The 20,377-nt window shown below is 49.6% G+C and carries 23 protein-coding genes; 10 read left to right on the top strand and 13 right to left on the bottom strand.

Annotation, left to right across the window (positions count from 1 at the left end):
- The first annotated feature begins 169 nt into the window (after positions 1 to 169).
- From DESTI_RS02595 to rsmI, 7 genes are all read left to right on the top strand, one after another.
- Positions 170 to 382 (top strand): hypothetical protein, encoded by a 213-nt coding sequence (locus DESTI_RS02595; RefSeq protein ID WP_014808412.1) that lies wholly within the window; start codon positions 170 to 172, stop codon positions 380 to 382.
- Positions 383 to 534: 152 nt separating this feature from the next.
- A complete protein-coding gene (locus tag DESTI_RS02590; protein WP_169316366.1) occupies positions 535 to 903 on the top strand; it encodes a hypothetical protein in 369 nt (122 codons plus the stop codon).
- Between the two features lie 73 nt (positions 904 to 976).
- On the top strand, positions 977 to 1,132 hold the full coding sequence (locus DESTI_RS30540; protein WP_014808410.1) for a hypothetical protein: 156 nt from the start codon (positions 977 to 979) through the stop codon (positions 1,130 to 1,132).
- A gap of 180 nt (positions 1,133 to 1,312) precedes the next feature.
- Positions 1,313 to 2,218 (top strand): hemolysin family protein, encoded by a 906-nt coding sequence (locus DESTI_RS02585; protein ID WP_157212084.1) that lies wholly within the window; start codon positions 1,313 to 1,315, stop codon positions 2,216 to 2,218.
- A complete protein-coding gene (lnt, locus tag DESTI_RS02580) occupies positions 2,215 to 3,753 on the top strand; it encodes an apolipoprotein N-acyltransferase (protein WP_014808408.1) in 1,539 nt (512 codons plus the stop codon). The genes DESTI_RS02585 and lnt overlap by 4 nt, the downstream gene beginning before the upstream one ends.
- Positions 3,754 to 3,815: 62 nt before the next feature.
- Positions 3,816 to 4,904 carry an AI-2E family transporter gene (locus DESTI_RS02575; RefSeq protein WP_014808407.1) on the top strand — a complete coding sequence of 363 codons (1,089 nt, stop codon included), beginning with the start codon at positions 3,816 to 3,818 and terminating at the stop codon, positions 4,902 to 4,904.
- 10 nt (positions 4,905 to 4,914) lie between these two features.
- Positions 4,915 to 5,760, top strand: coding sequence for a 16S rRNA (cytidine(1402)-2'-O)-methyltransferase (rsmI, locus tag DESTI_RS02570; RefSeq protein WP_014808406.1), 846 nt, complete (start codon positions 4,915 to 4,917; stop codon positions 5,758 to 5,760).
- 174 nt (positions 5,761 to 5,934) lie between these two features.
- On the opposite strand, the gene DESTI_RS02565 is transcribed toward rsmI, so the two are convergent.
- The 5 genes from DESTI_RS02565 to DESTI_RS02545 all read right to left on the bottom strand — a co-directional run bounded on the left by DESTI_RS02565 (position 5,935) and on the right by DESTI_RS02545 (position 11,387).
- Complete coding sequence (locus tag DESTI_RS02565) at positions 5,935 to 7,608, bottom strand: hypothetical protein (protein WP_014808405.1); 1,674 nt, start codon at positions 7,606 to 7,608, stop codon at positions 5,935 to 5,937.
- Between the two features lie 490 nt (positions 7,609 to 8,098).
- The gene (locus tag DESTI_RS02560) at positions 8,099 to 8,587 is read right to left on the bottom strand and encodes an acyl-CoA thioesterase (RefSeq protein ID WP_014808404.1); all 489 of its coding nucleotides are present in this window, start codon (positions 8,585 to 8,587) and stop codon (positions 8,099 to 8,101) included.
- A gap of 96 nt (positions 8,588 to 8,683) precedes the next feature.
- The gene (locus DESTI_RS02555) at positions 8,684 to 10,444 is read right to left on the bottom strand and encodes an ArnT family glycosyltransferase (RefSeq protein ID WP_014808402.1); all 1,761 of its coding nucleotides are present in this window, start codon (positions 10,442 to 10,444) and stop codon (positions 8,684 to 8,686) included.
- A 46-nt stretch (positions 10,445 to 10,490) separates the two neighbouring features.
- Positions 10,491 to 11,078, bottom strand: a complete 588-nt coding sequence (locus DESTI_RS28330) for a hypothetical protein (protein WP_014808401.1) — start codon at positions 11,076 to 11,078, stop codon at positions 10,491 to 10,493.
- A 114-nt stretch (positions 11,079 to 11,192) separates the two neighbouring features.
- Entirely contained in the window at positions 11,193 to 11,387 is a 195-nt protein-coding gene (locus DESTI_RS02545) for a ferredoxin (RefSeq protein WP_014808400.1), read from the bottom strand.
- A gap of 516 nt (positions 11,388 to 11,903) precedes the next feature.
- Between DESTI_RS02545 and DESTI_RS02540 the strand changes: the two genes are divergently transcribed.
- From DESTI_RS02540 to DESTI_RS02530, 3 genes are all read left to right on the top strand, one after another.
- A complete protein-coding gene (locus DESTI_RS02540; RefSeq protein WP_014808399.1) occupies positions 11,904 to 12,176 on the top strand; it encodes an HU family DNA-binding protein in 273 nt (90 codons plus the stop codon).
- 454 nt (positions 12,177 to 12,630) lie between these two features.
- Positions 12,631 to 12,993, top strand: coding sequence for a hypothetical protein (locus DESTI_RS02535; protein WP_014808398.1), 363 nt, complete (start codon positions 12,631 to 12,633; stop codon positions 12,991 to 12,993).
- A gap of 11 nt (positions 12,994 to 13,004) precedes the next feature.
- Positions 13,005 to 13,229: an FmdB family zinc ribbon protein gene (locus tag DESTI_RS02530; RefSeq protein WP_014808397.1), complete on the top strand. Its 225-nt coding sequence runs from the start codon at positions 13,005 to 13,007 to the stop codon at positions 13,227 to 13,229.
- A gap of 202 nt (positions 13,230 to 13,431) precedes the next feature.
- On the opposite strand, the gene DESTI_RS02525 is transcribed toward DESTI_RS02530, so the two are convergent.
- From DESTI_RS02525 to DESTI_RS02475, 8 genes are all read right to left on the bottom strand, one after another.
- Complete coding sequence (locus DESTI_RS02525; protein ID WP_014808396.1) at positions 13,432 to 14,148, bottom strand: carbonic anhydrase; 717 nt, start codon at positions 14,146 to 14,148, stop codon at positions 13,432 to 13,434.
- 99 nt (positions 14,149 to 14,247) lie between these two features.
- Positions 14,248 to 14,889, bottom strand: coding sequence for an N-acetyltransferase (locus tag DESTI_RS02520; protein ID WP_014808395.1), 642 nt, complete (start codon positions 14,887 to 14,889; stop codon positions 14,248 to 14,250).
- A gap of 21 nt (positions 14,890 to 14,910) precedes the next feature.
- Positions 14,911 to 15,477: a GNAT family N-acetyltransferase gene (locus DESTI_RS02515; protein WP_014808394.1), complete on the bottom strand. Its 567-nt coding sequence runs from the start codon at positions 15,475 to 15,477 to the stop codon at positions 14,911 to 14,913.
- A 662-nt stretch (positions 15,478 to 16,139) separates the two neighbouring features.
- Positions 16,140 to 16,475 (bottom strand): hypothetical protein, encoded by a 336-nt coding sequence (locus DESTI_RS02505; RefSeq protein WP_014808392.1) that lies wholly within the window; start codon positions 16,473 to 16,475, stop codon positions 16,140 to 16,142.
- A 31-nt stretch (positions 16,476 to 16,506) separates the two neighbouring features.
- On the bottom strand, positions 16,507 to 17,538 hold the full coding sequence (locus tag DESTI_RS02500; protein WP_014808391.1) for a sulfite exporter TauE/SafE family protein: 1,032 nt from the start codon (positions 17,536 to 17,538) through the stop codon (positions 16,507 to 16,509).
- Positions 17,539 to 17,568: 30 nt separating this feature from the next.
- On the bottom strand, positions 17,569 to 17,868 hold the full coding sequence (locus DESTI_RS02495; RefSeq protein ID WP_014808390.1) for a DVU0150 family protein: 300 nt from the start codon (positions 17,866 to 17,868) through the stop codon (positions 17,569 to 17,571).
- Positions 17,869 to 18,196: 328 nt separating this feature from the next.
- Positions 18,197 to 19,414, bottom strand: coding sequence for an IS4 family transposase (locus tag DESTI_RS02490; protein WP_237671475.1), 1,218 nt, complete (start codon positions 19,412 to 19,414; stop codon positions 18,197 to 18,199).
- A gap of 538 nt (positions 19,415 to 19,952) precedes the next feature.
- Complete coding sequence (locus tag DESTI_RS02475) at positions 19,953 to 20,288, bottom strand: hypothetical protein (RefSeq protein ID WP_014808388.1); 336 nt, start codon at positions 20,286 to 20,288, stop codon at positions 19,953 to 19,955.
- Between the last annotated feature and the right edge of the window lie 89 nt (positions 20,289 to 20,377).

Below are 20,377 nucleotides of genomic sequence, written 5' to 3'. Positions count from 1 at the left end.
TCGCGGGGAAGAATATTTCTAGACAAACTTTTCTTTATTCCTTATAAACAACACTTGAGTCAAGGAAATTCTGCGGTGAACGGTGCCCCGTTCATCTAAGAACAATCGGAATTTCAAAAAATCGGTTCCATTTCTTATGAATGCTCTGGTTGACGGTAAGGAGGATGTCATGCAGATCGGAGACGTTGTTCATTTAGACGGGATAAAAGCTGAGTACAGTCTCTTTGGAAAGGATCGATTCTCCTCGTGTACTCTGCCTGATGGCGATTATGTGATCGTGGGATTCGAGGAGGATTACGTTAGTCTTGCTTGGAGCGATCCGAGCGGATATCCTTCCCGGAAACATCGTTACAGAATCGATGCCAATGCGCTGACGCAATGAGATCGAGAAGAATTTCAGCGATTCAGGGTCTTATTTTGACCCCGCAAACATCCGAAACTATGGTTAAATAACGGAACATGAGCTTAACAGAAGAATTGGTCACCCCCGTAATAAGCCGGATGAGCCGGCTGCAATGGATAGGGGGTAGTGTGGTGCTCGGTTTTTTTCTGGGCTTCGTAGATACTTTACTTATTGCTGCTCTTCTCGGATATATGGGCCTACAGGTTCCGGCATATTTTGGGATTCCAACCACGTTTACCGGTTATTTTTTTACAGGAATGATCATTGGCAAGCTCGCCCCTTCCTACATTCAATGGGAAGTGCCGGCCGGCATTGCCGTATGCGTGTACCTGTTGATGCTGGGATTCGTGGGACTCAGCGGTCAAGGCGTACTCTCCTTTATGCTCCATTTTATGATCGTACCGGCTATAGCTGTGGGAATCTGTTATCTGGGACTACGCCTGAGCAGAAAAAAGAACAAGGCGCTGTCCGAATCTATAGACGGCGGCCTTGCAGGCTAATTGATCAGTTACATTCCTTTACTTGCCAATTCATGAATGTGGTATAATTATATTGATGGCAAGGAGGAAGATCATGGAACCTGAAATCCGTTCATGTGAACAGTGCAGCGGGTGCACAGGACGACATACCCACGAGCAAACCATGGAAGAGATAAAGGCAGGCCCGTATCTTGTGTTCGCCGCTGCTGCGATAATTGGAGTGAGCCTGCTGGTGAAATGGCTTCTCTAAGATTCGAGGATACCAGTTGCTTTTCTTCATCAGCAGCACGAGTTTGCACAAAGTCGAATGAACCCGCAAGAAAGCCCATTCAACAGTGTCTTGACCTACCTCCGGTCCTGCAAATTCTTGACAGTCGTCCGGTCTATTGCTATGTGATCAGCAGGGTAGAGCCGTATCAGTGATTACATTATGAGTATAAAAACGAAGGGAGCATCATTCTTCTTGGAAGAATCGCAGCCAAGTCTAGTGCGGTGGTTGAAGTTAAAAGTAGGCCTTGAGCGAAAGCCCAAGCAAATTCATGATGTCATTCAAGAAGCTATTGATGAAAGTGAGGAACAGGGCCTCATAGACGAAGACGAGGGCGACATGATCGAAGGAATCTTCGATCTGAAGATGACAGTTGCCCGGGAAATTATGATCCCTCGAACACACATTGTTTCTGTATCAAAAGACAGCAAATTAGAAGAAGTCTTGCAGACCGTCATTCAATCGGGCCACTCCCGAATCCCCGTTTACAATGGAAATATCGATCATGTGATCGGAATACTGAATGCCAAAGATCTGTTGCCGTTGTGGCTGGATGGAGCAAAAGAGCTGCAATTTGAACGAATCATGAGGGAGCCTTTTTTTGTCCCCGAAACAAAACGCATTAAAGATCTGCTCCAGGAACTGCGCTCGAAAAAGTGTCATCTGGCAGTTGTTGTGGACGAATACGGCGGAACTGCGGGTATCGTAACAATAGAAGATATTATCGAAGAGATCATTGGCGAAATTAGAGACGAGCACGATATCGAGGAAGAAGAATTCGTCCCGCAGGAAGACGGTTCTGTCATGGTGAAAGCCCTGGCGAATTTGGATGATTGCGAGGAATACTTCGGAGTATCCTTCCCGAGGGGCGGATACGACACTCTGGGTGGGCTCATCATTCAACTCATGGGCAGGGTCCCGAAGAAAGACGAGGAAATTACCCTTGGGAGTCTGCATATGAAGATACAGGGCGGAGACGAGAAAAGAATCACTCGAGTGAAGGTAACGCGTCTTGATGAATCCGAACAGCCGGAGGTCCCTACGGTTCAACGCGGGACCGGTCCATGATTGGAAGCATTGCGCTGTCTGCGTCCGGCGGCCTGTTTCTGGCTCTTGCATTTCCTCCTTATAACTTATCGATCCTGGCCTGGATAGCATTTGTTCCTCTCTTTGCAGCTATTCATCGTGACGAGCGTCCTGCGATCGCTGCATTGAACGGCGCTTGTTTCGGCGCGGTGTTCTTTGCGGTTGACGTATCCTGGATCTACAGGACCCTGGTGGTCCATGGACATTTTCATCCTGTTCTTGCTTTCTTCACCTTTGTCGGACTGATCGCAGTACTTTCCCTTTTCACTGCACTATTCGGTTTCCTGCTTTCCCTCGCCGGCAAGAAAATCCATCGTTTCACCTTGTGTGCGCCGTTTCTCTGGATTGGCATCGAATATTTGCGAGCGATTTCCCTCACCGGATTTCCTTGGGATCTTGCGGGATATTCGCAGGCAAACTGGACTGCGCTCATGCAGATAGTCGATATCACCGGGGTTTATGGCGTTTCCTTCCTGATCGTGCTCCTGAATGCGACGGTATGGGAAGTGGTACATTCCTTTGCTCAGCGGAAGCCTGTTCCTTTCCGTTTTGCCGCTTCTTCTCTCGTTCTGTTGGGGCTCGCATTAGGTTACGGTTACTTTGTTCTGGCCGCAATTCCGGATCGTCGTCATACCGAACAGGGATTCGGGATTGGCATTCTTCAGGGCAATATCCCGCAAGAAATCAAATGGGACGAACGAGCAAGGGAGTATACTTTCGCGACATACGAGCGCCTTGGAGCGGAAGCTGTAGCGAAAGGAGCACAGTTGCTCGTGTGGCCAGAGACGAGCGTGCCGGTCGTTTTCGGCGAAAAGAATGAAGATTGGAAGCGTCCCGGCAGGATTTCTCAAACCCTTGGAACTCCCATGCTCATCGGAGCACCGTCTGCGGAGATGATTGCGAATGAAGTCCATTTCTATAATAGCGCCTTTCTCGTTCATGACGGGATCTTGCAGGAGCGCTATGACAAGATGCATCTCGTGCCTTTCGGTGAATACATGCCTCTGTCGTGGCTTCTGCCGCTGGGACCAGGAATTGCAGCAAGGGAAGCCGATTACACTCCCGGCACTGTCATGCGGGTAATGCAACCGCCGAACGGCCCTCCTTTCAGCGTTTTAATCTGCTATGAAGCGATTTTTCCGGAACTCTCCAGAATAGCTGTGGCAAACGGCGCCCGCCTGTTGATCAATATCACCAACGATGGCTGGTTCGGCGAGACAGCGGCTCCGTATCAGCATTTGGCCATGGCCAAAATTCGCAGCATCGAAACCAGGACATGGGTGGTGCGCTGTGCAAACACAGGCATAAGCGCGGTTTTCGACCCTGCAGGTCGGACGATTACAGAAATTCCCCTTGGAAAGGAAGGAACTGCAGTGGTCTTCCTTCAGCCAACCAATAATACAGGAAGCTTCTACACGAAATTCGGGGATGTCTTCGCGATGGGATGCCTTGGATTTATTGGGATTCTCGGATTTGCCGTGTCGGATTTGAGCAAATTCTTCATTTCTGTGCATTGAACACTGGTTTTCAAGTATAACTGTCTGCAATAGTTATCTCACAGTGTCCTGGGGAGGTATCCATGAAACCGGTGACGAAACGAGCACTGGTAAGAATAGCTGCCGGTTTGATTCTGGCTTATGTGCTGCTGTGGCTCATGAGCGTCATGGAGACGGTCACCACGGTGCTGATGATCTCCTTGATTCTGGCCTACATGGTTAATCCCGTAGTGAATAAGTTGGAATCCTGGGGATTGAGCAGGTCTCTCGCAGCAGTCATTATTGTCTTTTCGGTGATCATGTTCTTTGTTTTGTTTCTTGTATTCTTTGTGCCTGCCGTCTTTCGGGAAATTGCATCCTTCGGGAAGTATGCCCCTTCTTATTTGAAGTCTTTGGAAAATTCCCTTGAAGAAGCGATCAAATATTTCGGTATTACTATTCCTTCAACTCCGGACGAGATTAAACAACTGATTCTTGAGCAGTGGCAACAGGTGCTCCCCAAAATCGCTAATCCTGCAGCTAAAATTGCCTCTACGATATTCTCTTCTACGATGGGCATTATATCCTTCGTCTTCTACGCTCTCCTGGTTCCCATATTGACCTATTATTTGATGGTCTCTTTCGAGAATATCAGGGCGGGGGTAAAAGAGCTGATTCCTCCATACTCGCGGCCTGTGGTGCTGAGTCGACTGAATGAAATCGATATCGCGCTGTCGGCATTCGTACGAGGCCAGGTAACGGTCAGTCTCATCTTGGCAGTGTTGTACAGCATAGGCTTTGTTTTCATAGGAATCGATCTTGCCATTGTGCTGGGGGTGACTTCGGGGCTTCTCTTCATCATTCCCTATTTCGGGACATTGATAGGAATTATCGGCGGATCGCTCATGGCACTGGCAAAGTTCGGAGACTTAAAGCACGTGCTTTACGTGCTTGGATGGATTGCAGTCGTTCAGCTTGCCGAGGGCAATCTGATCACTCCGAGGGTTGTGGGTAGTGCTATCGGGCTAAACCCTGTGGTGTACATACTGGCTTTGATCGTGGGGGGAAATCTTTTCGGCCTGGTAGGCATGCTGGTGGCGATTCCCGTTACCGCAATCCTCAAAGTGCTGCTTGTCGCGGCGGTGCAGGCTTATCGCAATTCTCAGTTGTACACCGACCATGTAAGCGAATGAGGAATGTTGCGTGGCAGGAACACTTTTTGTCGTAGCAACGCCCATCGGCAATCTTGAAGATATTACCATGCGCGCGTTGGAAGTGCTTCGCAATGTGCACGTCATTGCGTGCGAGGATACCCGCAAAAGTAGAATTCTGCTGCAACGGTGGGGAATTCGGCAGCGATTGCTGAGTTTCCACAAATTCAGCGAAGCTCGAAAAATGCAGCTCGTTTTAGATCGATTGGAACAGGGTCAGAATGTTGCGATCGTTTCCGACGCGGGCACTCCCGGTATAGCCGACCCTGGAGCTCGGGTGGTCCGGGCGGCACTCGATGCAGGCTACAAAGTAGTCCCTATTCCGGGACCGTCAGCCGTGGCTGCAGCGCTTTCCGTTTCCGGAGTTGACTGTTCTACCTTTCATTACCTGGGTTTTGTCCCCAGAAAAGACGAGGAACGCCGCGCTTTCTTTGAAACCGTGGCTAAATCGGGATACACGTCAGTCTTCTTCGAGACTCCTCATCGCATCGGGCAGACGCTCAAGATTGCCGCAGATATTCTGGGAACCCGCAGAATCAGCTTGATGCGGGAACTGACCAAAATCCACGAAGAGACTCTGACCGGAACGGCAGCGGAAATTCTCGCTACCTTGCAGCAACGAGAAACCGTGAAAGGGGAAATCGTACTCGTGGTGGAAGGCGGCACACCGACTGTCGAAGTCCCGGACCTGCAACAGATCGTCGAGACTCTTATGAGCGAAGGATTTTCCGGGAAACGCCTGGCGAACGAAGCGCACCAGCGATACGGTGTAAGGAAATCGCAGGCGTACGAGACGTTCCTTGAAATTACATCCCGTGGTTTGCATTTGAGGGAGTAAGACTCTCATGAGTTGTTCATAAAGGACTTGCAGTCAGACGATTCTTATTGAGGCAATAACACGGACCTACAGGGCAGGTCCGTGGCACCCACGATCACATTCGATCCGGACACAAGGGTGCCACACCTGCGGAGCCAGGTCAGTGCAGTTATAGCATCTTAAATGCAAATGACATCACTTCCGCGAAGTCCCTCCTACCCGCAAGAAGAACCTGAACACTCGCACTGCCAAAAGAATAAACAGGATTACAATTACCGCGCCGAGAACGAGAACGATCAGCAGACCGATGAGTTTCAGTTCCTTCGGAATAAATGATTCCGAGATCTTGTCCAGAGTTTCCGTCACTCGGGTCAGGTATCCTTCTGAATCCTGGCTGCGTGCCGACTGCGTGCCGAACCGCATGCGATTCATCTCCTCGAGGACCTGTTCCTTCGTGCTATTCCGGAGAAGCTGAACCTGCTTTTCCCTGGTCAGACCTTGAATCCATTCCGCGGCGTCTCGGTCCAATCGCATGACAATACTTCTCTGTCGATCCGGCAAATATGCCAACCAGGAGAGAAACGTAAGGTTCTGCCCATTGGCTTCATACCTGGCCAAATACTCCGGAGGAATTTGCATGAGATCGCACATTTTCGAGCGGCTGAGATTAAGCCACTCTGTAGCCCATGCAAGACCGAGCTGTTTGATAGCCTTCTGGATGCACGTGAGTTGCTCGGTTCCCACTTGAAGTATCATTGGTGCGAGACTATCGGAAAGACGGCAAAGATTGAGCGATGTGCCGGAGCGGAGCACGTACAGTTTCATCAGGAGTTCGTTTTGCTCTTTTTCGCTAAGTCCGGACGCAATAGTCCCGTACGAGCCGCACGATCGAAATTCTGCGAACACGGCATCGAATGATCCGCCCACTAAATCCCGAACATCTTTCATCTGAGCTTGAACTTGTTGCTTTAAATCTTCAGACCACGCAGCATCCGGTGCCTGGGAGTAGAAAAGCGTTCGCGCACTGTCGTAAACCGAAGTCTCTATCTTTTCCGGAACATCTTTGATTTCTCGACCGATGGTGTACACGTCATGGGCAATGAGTCCCACCCCGATCGCCCAACCAAGAGGCCCCTCGAATACAAAAAATACCTTTCTCCCCGCTGCCCCCAACACTCGTTTTGCCAGACTGTCAATAACTTTCTTCTGGAGCAGCTTCCGAACGGCGAGCACACCGACTCCTGCAGCAAGACCGGAACTACTCTCGATGCGAACCGGAGCCTGAGCTTCGGGGATCTGAAATCTCGTTTGAATTTCGTTTATGAGGGGTTCCAAAGAAATCGTGACCAGGGATTGATATCCGGGGAGCGATTTAGCAGCCTCTTTACGCACTTCTCCGAGGTCTTTTGCAAGATTGGAGAGCAGCAGGCTCAACTGTTCGGAATAGGGCTTGTCAAGATCGTCGAGAAATGCTCGGTATTCGGGCCCGAACTTCTCTTGGGCATCCGTGACCGACTCTTTGAGAATCTTGCCGATTACTTCTTCGTCCCAGATACCGCGGATTCGCTCGAGATAAGGCGTCTTATGGATATTTTCGGTCACTGCTTCACGCACCTGTCTCTTCAGGACTTCATCCATACGCCTTGACTGCCAAACGGTTCTGTAAACGGAAAGCCACTCTTGGCGTGCCCGATCGAGAAATCTCTGGTTAAGATCGATCTCCGCGGAAGCAACACGTTCTTGGTATTGTTGTATTTCCTGCAGATTGCGCTCGTCATCCGTGGCAGAGGCGTAAGCAGAGGCAATTACAGCAAACGCTGCTGCGAAAAAAACGATCGTGGAGGTAAAGAGAATATGCCGCATGCTCATCGGGAACTCCACGAGTGACGTTCACATTCCGGATCGATGGTCACATCATCATGCGCTTTCAAAGCAATAAGAGTCGGGGAACCTTTTCTTTGGAGAAGGGGGGGTCTCCGCATATGCACTAACCTTGCTGTCCAGTCTCCTTCGTCCCGACGGGACGAAAAGAAAATAGCCCGACGATTCATCGCCGGGAAAGCTCATCAAACAGACTTCGTCGTCCCAGAGGGACAATTGACAGATCAGATTGTCCCATTTGCGGATCAGCCGTTCCTCCGGAACTCAAAAATCCTAAATTTGACCCATTTACCGGCGATGAATCGCCGGCCTATTATCTGCTGTTCCTCTGGAACAAACAGCCAGATGAAGCCTAAGTTAAATGACCCCCGGCAAAGCCGGGGGCTTATTTATTTCTGTTAGCGCCTGTGGGCGGTCTCCAGTCTTATTTCTCTCTGCCTATCGCTCATCGACCGCAGGCGGCATGTCGAGCTGCTCATTACGCGAGGCAGTTTTTTTCTTCCCGTAGCTTCTGCTCCATCCGATGCTTCCTGCGGACAACAGCCTCGCAATTACGGCGACGTTCTTCTTCGGTTTCCGGCTGCAGAGCGGGCACAGGAATGGGCTTGCCGTTTTTGTCCAGTGCCACAAACGTAAGATAGGCAGAAGCAGTATGACGGACCTCTCCGGTCAGCAGATTCTCTGCCTCAACTCTTACTCCGACTTCCATCGAGGATTTACCCACATAATTCAGCGAGGCCTTCAGGATGAGTAAATCTCCGACGAAAACCGGATAATGGAAGTCCAGCCGGTCAATGGACGCGGTGACGGCATTATTCCGTGCATGGCGAATGGCAACCACTCCCGCGGCAGTGTCCACGTACTTCATGATCACTCCTCCATGTACGTGGCCGACAGGATTGGTGTCCTCGGGATTCATCTGCACTGCCATAGTTATGCTGGTTTCACGTACTGTCTTGCTTTGCATGCTTTGCCTTTATTCCGGGAATCGAAACGAGATCGAATCCTTTAAGATTGAATGTAGTCTTCCATACTTTTATTGGAAAGACCCCTACCCGTTCCATCACGGACTGCCTTTGGGGTCCGGAAGAGAGCTGTCTTTTCGTACAAGAACGTGGATCTGACCGTCAACACCAAGGTACCGTTTGAATGGAAACTGTTTTATGCTCTCGTATCCTGCTAACGGATTCAGGGTCAGGAGGTAATCCTCTCGTTCGACCCACCACCAGCTCAACCCCTCACCTGATTTTGCATCGGATTTATAGCAATGATATCCGTTAAACTCCAATCCTCCGTCAAACGTGCACGGTGTGCTTCCCAGGCCGAGCATGACGTAATCTTGTGCCTGTTTCAAGCTGCGTTTCAATGCGAGAAAATCGTGCGTTCCTGCGATTGAGAAGCCTGTCATCAAGACGAGAATAGTAAGACCTGGTACTATGCTCTTCAATCGCATATTGTTCTTGAACTGCAGCGAGGGATCGGAAATTAACCAGATAAGAACGAGCACGCACACCGATATCAAATATCGATCGTGAAATCCCGTGAGGAGTATGATCGCTGTGTACAAGAGTGCAGCGACAGCCGCGAATGCCGGAAGAAAATCCGACTGACGGCCCTGCACTTTATGCCGTGAAAATAGCCTCCCGCACGAGATCCATGCAAGGCACAGCAAACCTCCTCCGGACAATGTCGCCCAATACAGCAGGATGAGATAAAGAAAAAGCGGCAAGGTACAATTGCTGTGCATCCCGAGGATATATACGTCCTTTAGTAGAACAGGCCCTATGCCCAAGTTGTAGATGACATTTCTGTGGAAAATCTCTGGAAAATAGATCCACCCGGTAAGTCGACCTGCGTACAATGCAACAAATATCGCGGCCATTGTAAGGGCGAAGATTCTGTAAGTCTTCAAGCTCAGGAAATGCCCTTTAAGGATCACAATGATCGGAGATGTCAAAATCCCTACATACAGAATCCCGATGCCCAATTCGGCGACAACCTTCATGGAGTAATCGAATAATCCTTTTGTGAGAGGACGGCGAAAGATTTCATGGATAACCTGGTGTTCGGTAAACGGTGTGCCGCCAGCTCGAAAGAGAAATATTTCATACAAAATCCAAGGAAGCACAACGAATGCAAGGCAATAGAAAAAATTCTCTCTCCATCTACGGTCGCGAAATGAGTTCTGCAGACCTGACACAAGAAGGAACGCTATCGGGACGACCAAACCTATCTGACGAGTAAGTACGGAACTCAAAGCAAATGCAAATCCTAGTACAGTGAACGTCCGAGTATTCTTCTTATGACCGAGGTACAAGAACAGCATTGACGCGGTCGCGAATAAGATAAAAGTGACGTCGGTCATGAACGTGAAACACTGTGAAAAGAAGAGCGGATTGAAGATGAGCGTAAATGTGGCAAAAAGAGAAGTGCTTCTTGAAACTCCGGCAACAAGTGCCAACCTGTAAAACGCGAGAGATCCGAGAATTCCGGCAACGAGAACCGAAATTCTGAGAACAGTCGGCGAGAGTCCCAGAAGAAACGTAAACAAACGAGCCCAGAGCAAGTGGGCCAGGAGCGAAGGTCCGCCTGGAGCCCAACTCGGTCCCCAGCCGGTCGAGCCGATTGACCCCTCCGAAACGAAACGCTCCATTGCTCGAGTGAACGCCCAGTCATCGTTTATCATGAAATCCCCGAGAGGATTCACCAGAACAATTGCTGCGCACCACACCAGAATGAGCAGAAGATCATACCGGATTTCTGCAATAGTATACGATTGTTTTGATGTAGGAGTTATTTCGACGCCGGAATTGTTTTCGTCCATGAATACCAACCGAGGACAGGTGATCCGGCTGCAGAATGAGGTTCGATCAGAAGAGAAAATGTTCGGAATTGCCTGCCAATACTTCTGCAATGGTACGAGCAGGCGTGCGGCTACCTCGCGCTTCAATCATCTCCATTTCCATCCGGGCCAGTTCCCGGTAGAAGGGAGTCCTGTCCAACTGTAAACCCGGACAACCAGGGCGAATATCCTGTTCGTACCTGGTACACCCTCCGCTTTCTACGGCTCTTCCGTCCGGTCGAAATATGATATGGGGTATTCCCGCCAGTCGGCATATCATGGGTCTATGCCGGTAGAGTGAACACAGGCCGTCGAAATTGGCTGCACAAACGGCAGATCGGTATTCCTCTCCCAGAGGGTTCTGGCGTTTGTACCTGACGATTCGATCGGATCGTTGCGCTATTTGCGTACGAATGTGAGGTTCCAGGGTGTTGAAACCCCGTCTCAGATAGAGCATTTCGATAGAAGTGTGCAGTACAAGATCCACTGTACAGCATTTTACTCCATCACAGCCGGCACAAGAAAACCCGGCCTGATCGATAGCGGCTTTATACGTGGAGTCTATAGTATCGTAAAGCTCTGCAAGACGGGGTATCAATTGTTCCCCGGTTAGCATGAACTGATTCCAGGATGTTTCCACAGCATCCGCGCACGTATGTAAGCTATTCCCGGCCACTGAACCGGGCAATAGGAATTTGGAAAGCTGTACGGCATCCTGACAGCTGTTCGATCAGTCCTGCCAGGAAATCGCCTCTTCCGGGCATGTGTCAATTGCTTCCTGGATGTCATCTTCGGAACACGCGGTCGGGTCTGTTACTTGTGCCTTTTCCGTCTCTTCATTAAGAGCGAAACAATCTTCTGCTATTGCAGCGCAAGTACCGCAACCGGTGCAAGCTTCTTCATCGATGACAGGTTTTCTGGCCATTGTCTCTCCTTTCCTTAATCTCTTCTGTTGAGGAAATTTTTCGCACGTTGATTGTTTGATTTACAACGTCCTCTTTTCCGAGTCAACACCTATATTTCTCGCGACTCCTTGGGGAATATCGAAATGCGGCGAGTTCCCCGATGGAAATTTTTCGCCTATCTGCTAAAACGGCAGGGGTCACCCGATGTTCAATCCCCCCTGTACGGCCGATTTAAGCAATTTTATATTACCCAGAAACGTTTACTGCGCGTAATTTTACGTCGGATTTCGCGTACAATAGCAACTTGAACAAGAAAATATTAAAGGGTCACGGGAACGGCTCAGATAAACAACTTTACCATAACTCATTGATATTCTTATCATTCATAGTCTCGTCTACTCACCAGAATGGTCTTAAGCTCTGAAAATACAGAAAAAAGTACTGCGAATTTTTCTTGACTAGCTTTGCATTGAGATGTTTATAGAACTACAACATCACCTCTGAACAATTAACCTGCAGAAAATCAAGGAGGCATCATGACAAAGGCCGAATTCATCGAAAAACTGGCGCTCAAGGGCGAAACCACCAAGAGGCAGGCGGCTGAAGCACTAGATTTGGTGTTCAGCACGATATCAGAGGAGCTGAAAAAGGGCGAACAGATCTCCGTTCCCGGATTCGGGAAGTTCTCGGTGGTGAAAAGAGCCGCTCGAACCGGCATCAACCCGCGGACCAAGAAGAAAATCAAGATCAAAGCCACAAATGCTCCCAAGTTTTCAGCAGCCAAGGCGCTCAAAGAATCGGTCAAATAGATACCAGTCTAGCCACATACTGCCAAGTGCGGTCCGCTCTTTCATCAAGCGGAAAGCGATGCCCTTACTCCTTGGAGTTAGCATTCGCTTTCCGCTTGAGAGATCCCGTTATTTAACTTTTCCGATGATTGCAGTAATAACTCAGAAGTAACGTCCAATACAGTGAGAAAGTCCCTGTACGAGTCTCTCTGATCGCGGTCTATCCTGGTCGCAATCTGAGTTACTTAGCGCGTCGCGCTGCATCTTTCTTTCCTCTCTGAGCCGAAACGAAAGCCTTATGACTGGATACTTTCTCCTTTTCAATCTTTCATACGCTTTGGCCGCCGCCCATGAAGGGGAAACATCAGAATTTCAGGCTGGTAATCCGAGCTCAATCGTATACGGTGGAGTCCTGCCGACGACCTTGAATTTTTTGATCGGTGCGCGCATCTATATACCGTAATAGGAGGAAGCTATGTCCGAATGTCAGATAACTATTTCCCGTGAAGCTGAAAATTGGCCGGAAGGCCTGATATCTGCCAAACTCACGATGAGCCCCTACATCCTGGCCATGGCCGGGGAGGAATCGCTCAAAAATGGCATGAAGCTGTGGGAATTCATCAACTTGGCTGTTTGGGAAAAACTCGGGAAACCAACCCGACATGACCTGATTGCATCTGCTGCGGATCTTGAGATTTTCGACGAAGATCCCAAATGGAAGAAACGTCTCAAAATAGCGGCGCGTCATGAACTCGCGGTGAACGAGCTTCATAAGGAGCGAATGGCCGAGTTAGAACTGAGTGGCGCTTCCCACAATGAAGAGACTTCCGAAAGCTGAGGAGGGGTCCTATGGCCGTAATGAACTACAAATGCGGAGTATGTGGAAAAGAGTTTGCCAAACTTCTTGTAAGTCCTTTGCACGCTCCTAGCAAATGCCCTGTGTGCGGGAAGAACGATATAAAGGAATTGGGTCCGGCTTTTGTCGATGATGGAACAGTGCTGAAACGAGCGCTGTGCTCGTCCTGTGACACCTGCGGAGACACTGCTTGCCCCACTGCGCCTGCTTCGGTTTGATAAGTCCATCATTGGCTCGGCGAGCGTTTTGAAAGACTATTGAGGAGTTTCGGAAGACACTTCCTGCAACTAAGGAGTTCCGCGGTTCGTTCCTTTATAGCGATGTCGTAAAGTCAGCGGGGTGGAGCAGTCTTCTAATGCAATGGATGCAGATTTACGGCCACACCAGCCCCGCTCTACTCCAAAAAGTTGAGGTTGCGTGCTAGTGCCCTTTATCGGACAGCAGTCCTCCTTCTTTCGGGTGGGATCCGAGCCAAGAGACATTTCCGCTTTCAATGTCATAGAGAGCGCCGACTACTTTGAGCTTTCCCGATTTCACTCTCGCTGCGGTTATCGGGCTCGTTCTGTAGATATCTTCAATGGCTTGCCACACATTTGCTTTAATCGCATCGTTAATAAGCGCATCTCCGGATGCCTTGGGATTCGATTTCTTTGCAGCGACTACAGCCGGAAATATGCTTTTCCCAATAGGTATTATGTTTCCGAGCAATTCCGCAGATTGCACAACTGCTGTGACAGCCCCACATTTCGTATGACCCAAAATCACAAGCAACGGCGTTCCCAAATGATCGACAGCGTACTCGATGGAACCGACTTCATCACCGTTGGCGACATTTCCTGCCACGCGAATCACGAATATATCGCCGACGCCTCTGTCGAAAAGCACTTCTACAGGAACCCTGGAATCCGAGCAGGACAGAACGGTCACGAAGGGGTGTTGTCCTTGGGCAGCAGTAGTGTTGCGACGCTGCAAGTCGTTGTTTGGATGTTGAGATGTACCCGCGATGAACCTGCCGTTCCCCTCTTTGAGAAGCTTGACGGCTTCTTCCGGAGATACGGTTGCAGCCGGATCTGCTGCCCAGGAAAAAACCGATCCCAACATACATATAACCGAGAATAGCACTGCAATCTTTTTCATAAACGCCTCCATGTTTTTTTGTGCCAACCTACTGATTCACTTTTCTTCTCAACCCGATTCCTTCGCCTGCACGAGATCCGACGGGGAACGCGAAAATTTTTATTTTGGTGATTTTATCCCAAAACGGAGGTATCGGAATCGTTTTTGATCTTCCGGCGCAACTCTGGAGCCTACACGAATCATCATCAAGTTTTCGACTCTCAGTGCCACATTCGGTTCATTCGTGTACACTTCCCGAAAGCCGAACCGACTGTAGAGTGCCATCATCTTGTTCCTATATTGGCTGGCGGTAAGCCCTGCACCTTCCAGGTCCCAATGCCACGAGAATCCTACCATATAGGCTATCTTATCTTCGAAGAAATCGTCGTCCAGCATGCTTCCGAGCATAAGTCCGGCAAGGTTTGCCCCCCGGTAGTTGCGACTAACCTCTATAGCGGCTATTTCGTACATCAACTCACCCAGGGAACTCCATCGTTCATCCGTACCGGGATACCAACCGACACAATACCCCACGATTTCATCCGGTTCTTTGAGACTCAGTGTGACTATACCGTGCTTCTTATTGGCAATAGTCTCAAATGCACCCACATTCTTGATTATGGACGAATAGTGGGCAAAGCTGCCCAAACCTTCTTCAAGTTTCAGATTACCGAAAAATCCCGGTGGACACTTGGTCCTCACGGTTACCGTTCCCCTATCGGTCTCGCGCTGTATGGTCTTACCGTTGGAATTCCAATTCACGGCTGTTCCCCGAGTTTGCCGTCAAAAATCACTCCATTCTCTCTGAAGATTTCTGACCATGATAATGAGATCGCGGTATTTCCCCTGTCTATCCTTCACATAATTGGGTAATACGGCTTGTCGGACGAAATCGAGCTTGAGTGCCGCTTGTATCGCAGCCTGTTCCAGGCCGTCAATGAATTCGGCGATGAGCTGCTCGATCCCGAGGTCCATTGCCAATTTCATGGAGTCAAGAATCATCCAGCTTCCGACTTTCAGATGACGATAATCCGGAAGCACCATAACCCTCAAATGTGCGATGTGACGTAGGGATTCTGCTGCGGGCCGGTAGAGCCTCAGATTCGCCACAATCGATCCATCGTCTTCTTTTACAGCTACAATGGGAAGGATAAACCTTTGATCTATCTTCATGAGCCATTTGTGGAGCTGTTCGGGATCTGTAAGCTTTTCTCTCAGGAACCACTGCTCGGGTTCAGGTATCTTGGCGAAGAATTCTCTCAAACCATTTTCATCCCACACCTGGACCGGCCGCAACAGTAATGACGTTCCGTCGCTGGTAACTACAGCTTTGGGATAGTCCTGAAGCATGGCGGCTCCTTTCTCTTACTTGTACCTTTATGGGCGATCTTCTTGATACCAGATCCGTGAATCGCCTGCAATGCAGAGATTCATGGAAAATGAGGGGATTTTGAATGCGATTGGTTTTGCTTAGACTGATTGTCAAAAATTCTGACATTTTATCTTACGCTCAAATTCAAGATATCACTGGGGACCGGCGCCCCACGTCCCGAGGCTGTCTCAAAATTCTCGAATGCACAAACATCGTGCCACGATTCATCATCCCTGTGGGGGCAGGTCTTGTGCCTGCCATCCCGCAATGACCGGCACGGAGGCCGGTCACTACCGGGCACCCACGAGGGGCGCCCCTACAATCAGGCCGTGAAGATGATGAGAATTTCGTGCCACGATCCAGGATAGATTTCGACTTTTGAGACAGCCTTTCCCTGCCGGCCCATTATATTGATATCATTTATTATATTGAAGATGTGCCGACACGGAGGCCGGCACCTACTCCTGTCCTTAATCGAACATTAATTTTGGCAACTTATATAACGCGGTGGAATCTCGGAATAAATGGGGAAGTTCGTCCAGACCAAAGGAAAAGCCGGCTACGCATTTCATAACCGGCCTCGGTAGTCGGATTGTTGGGGACCGCAACCGGGGCATGAAGGAACTGCCCGGTTTGCGATTTATCGTTTCATGAGGTCCTGTCTTGTCATGTTCATCATGCGAATCGCTTGTTTCTTGCCGTCCTTCTCTTCGTAAGCGATCCTGACCACGTCACCCGGCTTGGGGGTAATTCCTACAAGAGCATTCGATAGATCGAATGTTGACTGCTTCCCTGTGGAGTTACCATACTTGTTCTCTTTGGTATATTTGGTGTCGTATTCTTCTATGGTTATCTGTTTTTTTCCTTCGTCGTAATTGACGGTTTTCCCGTGGCTCACGCTCGCCGCCATAGTAGACGGGGCGAGAGCGACGACCAGCAGAAACACGGCAATGCAACAAAAAATCCTGGTCTTCATGCACATCTCTCCTCTCTTTTGATCCGTCGACTTATGCGGCCGCGCGACCCGCTTCGGCTTTCTTTTCTCGGAGTTCATTGGCAGCACCTTTGAACATGATGCCGCAGATGTAAACGCAGATAGAACCGACCGCGCCTAGGATGACCACTGTAGCAGCCGCGTCGATTTTGAACTGCTTCAGGATGATCGAGATCATACAGGCGACAACTGCGAGACCGAAAGCAACACGGATTCCGTATCCTTTTGCGTACTTGGTTGCAACGGTTCCGATCTGTGCACCGATGGCTGCTCCGGAGAGCATCACGAACACTGCCCAGACTTCGATACGGCCTTTGACACCGTAGGTGAACGTTCCGTAGAGTCCGGAGATCATGACCTCAAACAAGTCCGTGCCAACAGCAATATGCGTGGGACATCCGATGAGATATACCAGTGCGGGCATGCGGAGCAATCCACCGCCGATTCCGAGAAAACCGGCAAGCACGCCTGTGAGAAAGCTCACCATGATGGGAAGCCATGCAGAGCAATAAATCCCTGCTGCATGGAAGTGCATCATCGGAGGGATCTTTATTTTATGGAGAGTTTTGTACCACGTGTACCCCACTGCCCCATGCTCGTCTACGATGCCGGATTTCTTCTTCTGAATTGCTTTCCGATAATCGGCGAAAACCATGAGGGCTATAAGGGCGAGCACAATCACATAGACCCAGCGGACTACCGGTCCGACTTTGCCGATCCGCTCCAGCCACATGACGATCTGGGCACCGCATTCAATACCTATAACGGTGCCGACAACCATGACGATCCCAAGTTTGTAATCGACATTGCCGAATTTTGAGTGCCTGAATGTGGACACCATCGATTTTCCGGCGATATGTGCGATATCCGTTCCAATTGCGAAGGCCATGGGGAAGCCAAGTATGTTCAAACCGGGGGTGACCATCCATGCCCCGCCCATTCCGAAGAATCCTCCGATTACGCCGACGGAGAATCCGATCAACAGCAGACCCGGCCAGAATATGTCAAGTCCGGCTATGGGCATATACATGTACCAAAAATCCATGAGTCAGTCCTCCTTACTTGCTATCCTGGCTTAATGCTCTACGATCTTTCTGGATGTGAGATCCAGACCGGTATGTGACATGATCCGGTCAGTAATGAATCCCAATGAGACACCCAGGAAAGCGGTGAAAACCGTGCACCATAGGCCGAACATGAATGGATCGGTGTTGTACAGATTCACCCACCATTTGCTCACACTCCAGTCGACAACACGATTGTCGGCCACGACTATGAGCATCTCCGCCTTACCGCCTGCGGCCATGACCAATTCAGGCACCAACAGCAATAGGAATGCTAGTACCGCAGGCCAAATGGCATAGATCCGTTTCATTCCACACAACCTCCTTATCGTGTTACAAAGTCCTTCGACTTTTTGCTTACGACTCGCAGCCAAATTTGCAATGTCTATGCCATGGGTCAGAATCTTGGTTATCGCCCAGGAAGAGAGATTCCCCCGGTACACTTCGGCACACGAATTGATCGCCTGCAATCGCGTGATGTCACTTTTTTTACAGTCTGTAAAGGATCGGTTTGTTGGAAATCAGACATACGCGTGGCAGGAAAAAAACGAAGTTGTTATACCGATTCTCGAAAGTAATCACGGATTGTGAAAAGCAGTTCCCAGCAATTGGTAGCGCCGGCCTCCCAATGCTGTTGACTTAAGCTGCGGGGACATTTTTGTACCTGCGGTAAAGCCATTTGTTTTTGCTTTGCTTGTTCACCCTTGGTTGGGGTGGTCGCTGACTGTTTGGTCGATAGTATTTGACACGATAGATTTCTTTGAGAATATCCTGAAAGATTTCGATGGCTCTTTCAGGATCGTCTGCGGCGAGCACGGCGGCTTCAGACGCGAGCGTCATGACCGCATTCTTGAACTGAGGTTCTCCGAGCTCTCCACCGAGTAACTGGGTGGAAATGGCCATGAGAGTTCTTGAGATCACAGCCATGATCGCAGCTGCAAAGAGTTCTTGCAGGACGCTGTTGCAGGTTTTGCCATGAAATTTTTCGATTTCGAGCCCAATCTTTTCATCCCGGAAATAGCTCTCGATTTCCCATCGCCTGAAATAGAGGTCAGTGATCTCCTGTCTCGGAAACTCCACCTTGTCGTAAAGATTCGTCAGGAGAACCGAGAGGGTTCCGTCAGGATTGGACAGTCTGATGACTCTCACTCTGATGGGCTTGGCGGCCTTTCGTTGTTCAGCCGTCACCTGGCTGAGATAGTTCGATGTCGGAGGAATCACGATTTCGGCTTCGCTCTTCCCGCTCCGAATGAATTCCTTTACTGTGGCGAAGGTGGACGTTGCGGGGCAACGTATCACGAAATAGCCTTTGAACTTGTCCAAAAGGTAGCTGAGAAATTCATATCCTGGGTAACCTCGATCCAGGAGCAAGACACTTCCCTCAGGCACGAGGGGCAGGAGATGTTTGGCTTGGTCCCGCTCCGAAGAATTCACCGGGACCACAGTTCTTGCGATGGGCAGACGTCTGAAGACGTCATAGAGCGTGCATACAAGACACTGAGGATAATGTCCTTTGCCCGCTTGCCCAAGTCCGCTCTCAGGATCAAACTCGGCCCTGAGCTCATCGGCGGCTGGAAGCGTATAGTCGGAGCCATCTATCGCATGAGTGGACATACCATGCCACTCGTCCTTCGGGCTCTTAGGCCAACACTCATAAGCCAGACCAACCGCATCATCGAGTATTTGCCGAAAGATCCTCCAATCCACCTTTTTGCGCGCCTTGGTGAGCGCGCTTCGATGGATCGCCTCGGCGTCAGGCCAAAGGCCAAGAATTCTGGCATGTCGAAAGAATTCACCGGATTTCATGTCCACTCCTTTACCCTTTCCACTGGCGGCAATGGACAAGATGAAGGTGATAAGCTTTCCAAAGGCGAGTTTTCTGTTTCGAGTAAAGTCCTGAGGCGAGCGTTTCTTGGAAGGGTCGATTTGTCCGGGAATAATGTGAAGAAATTTTTCAGCGTACGCGCTAAGTTGGCATGGTTCTTCAAAGCATAATGCGTGCCATAATAAAATCCTTTCAGCAGCTTGTTTTGAAAGAATTTATCGCGCGTAACTACCCGCATGTCAACACAATTCCTTCTGAATTCTCGGAGGTTAAACGTGAAAAATCAAGAACCCTTTCCTTAATTCAACAGCATTGCGCCGGCCTCCGTGCCGGCAAACAATTCACCAAACAAAGCAATAAGTTATCGCCGGCAGGGACGCCGGCGCTACTGATTCTTCCCATTGCAGGCATTGGGATTCCGTCAAGACTTTCGATAACAGTTATAGTACTGGGAAAGTTGTTGAGGAATAATATGACAGTCCGGAATTAGGTACTATACGAGATCGCTTTTCCGGTGCTCTAACAATAGCAGTGGGGGTGATCTGTCACCGAATCATTACAGACTGCGGGTCAATCTTTCGGGTTTGCTTCATATGTTTTCTGGCATTTCTTGCAGCGAAATCGCTGTTTGCTTCCCAAAACGTCTTCGAATTCCAGGTCTGCCTCGGAACCACAGAAAGGGCACTTCGTGTGATCCTCGTCTTCCCGAGAGCGAAATCCTACTACAACAGTGTCTCTGCGAAGAGTCACCGGTTTGGGGTCCATGATAAGTTCCAGCGTGCCTGAAGCGTCCATATCTATTTCCGCATTGCACTGTTCGCACAATAATCGTTGATATACTCGACCTATTTTCAGTCGGTTGGGGAAGCCGCAAGCTGTGCATTTCACTTTGAATTCGCCGCCCATGAAGAACGCCTCCTTGAGAATAACCAGAAATCCCTGACGATTTGACACTCGGAACCGGAAAACACAACAATCCGTCAAACGTTAGCACA

This window comes from Desulfomonile tiedjei DSM 6799, assembly GCF_000266945.1.
GTDB classification, from domain to species: Bacteria; Desulfobacterota; Desulfomonilia; order Desulfomonilales; family Desulfomonilaceae; genus Desulfomonile; species Desulfomonile tiedjei.
Note: the sequence above shows the minus strand (reverse complement) of the source record. Positions and strands in the feature narration are given on the sequence as shown.

What these genes read in the sequence shown, in the direction of transcription:
- DESTI_RS02595 (WP_014808412.1), top strand. Translation starts at nt 170, where the DNA reads ATGCAGATCGGAGACGTTGTTCATTTAGACGGGATAAAAGCTGAGTAC.
- DESTI_RS30540 (WP_014808410.1), top strand. Translation starts at nt 977, where the DNA reads ATGGAACCTGAAATCCGTTCATGTGAACAGTGCAGCGGGTGCACAGGA.
- DESTI_RS02585 (WP_157212084.1), top strand. Translation starts at nt 1,313, where the DNA reads ATGAGTATAAAAACGAAGGGAGCATCATTCTTCTTGGAAGAATCGCAG.
- lnt (WP_014808408.1), top strand. Translation starts at nt 2,215, where the DNA reads ATGATTGGAAGCATTGCGCTGTCTGCGTCCGGCGGCCTGTTTCTGGCT.
- DESTI_RS02575 (WP_014808407.1), top strand. Translation starts at nt 3,816, where the DNA reads ATGAAACCGGTGACGAAACGAGCACTGGTAAGAATAGCTGCCGGTTTG.
- DESTI_RS02565 (WP_014808405.1), bottom strand. Translation starts at nt 7,608, where the DNA reads ATGAGCATGCGGCATATTCTCTTTACCTCCACGATCGTTTTTTTCGCA.
- DESTI_RS02560 (WP_014808404.1), bottom strand. Translation starts at nt 8,587, where the DNA reads ATGCAAAGCAAGACAGTACGTGAAACCAGCATAACTATGGCAGTGCAG.
- DESTI_RS02555 (WP_014808402.1), bottom strand. Translation starts at nt 10,444, where the DNA reads ATGGACGAAAACAATTCCGGCGTCGAAATAACTCCTACATCAAAACAA.
- DESTI_RS28330 (WP_014808401.1), bottom strand. Translation starts at nt 11,078, where the DNA reads ATGCTAACCGGGGAACAATTGATACCCCGTCTTGCAGAGCTTTACGAT.
- DESTI_RS02545 (WP_014808400.1), bottom strand. Translation starts at nt 11,387, where the DNA reads ATGGCCAGAAAACCTGTCATCGATGAAGAAGCTTGCACCGGTTGCGGT.
- DESTI_RS02540 (WP_014808399.1), top strand. Translation starts at nt 11,904, where the DNA reads ATGACAAAGGCCGAATTCATCGAAAAACTGGCGCTCAAGGGCGAAACC.
- DESTI_RS02535 (WP_014808398.1), top strand. Translation starts at nt 12,631, where the DNA reads ATGTCCGAATGTCAGATAACTATTTCCCGTGAAGCTGAAAATTGGCCG.
- DESTI_RS02530 (WP_014808397.1), top strand. Translation starts at nt 13,005, where the DNA reads ATGGCCGTAATGAACTACAAATGCGGAGTATGTGGAAAAGAGTTTGCC.
- DESTI_RS02525 (WP_014808396.1), bottom strand. Translation starts at nt 14,148, where the DNA reads ATGAAAAAGATTGCAGTGCTATTCTCGGTTATATGTATGTTGGGATCG.
- DESTI_RS02515 (WP_014808394.1), bottom strand. Translation starts at nt 15,477, where the DNA reads ATGCTTCAGGACTATCCCAAAGCTGTAGTTACCAGCGACGGAACGTCA.
- DESTI_RS02505 (WP_014808392.1), bottom strand. Translation starts at nt 16,475, where the DNA reads ATGAAGACCAGGATTTTTTGTTGCATTGCCGTGTTTCTGCTGGTCGTC.
- DESTI_RS02500 (WP_014808391.1), bottom strand. Translation starts at nt 17,538, where the DNA reads ATGGATTTTTGGTACATGTATATGCCCATAGCCGGACTTGACATATTC.
- DESTI_RS02495 (WP_014808390.1), bottom strand. Translation starts at nt 17,868, where the DNA reads ATGAAACGGATCTATGCCATTTGGCCTGCGGTACTAGCATTCCTATTG.
- DESTI_RS02475 (WP_014808388.1), bottom strand. Translation starts at nt 20,288, where the DNA reads ATGGGCGGCGAATTCAAAGTGAAATGCACAGCTTGCGGCTTCCCCAAC.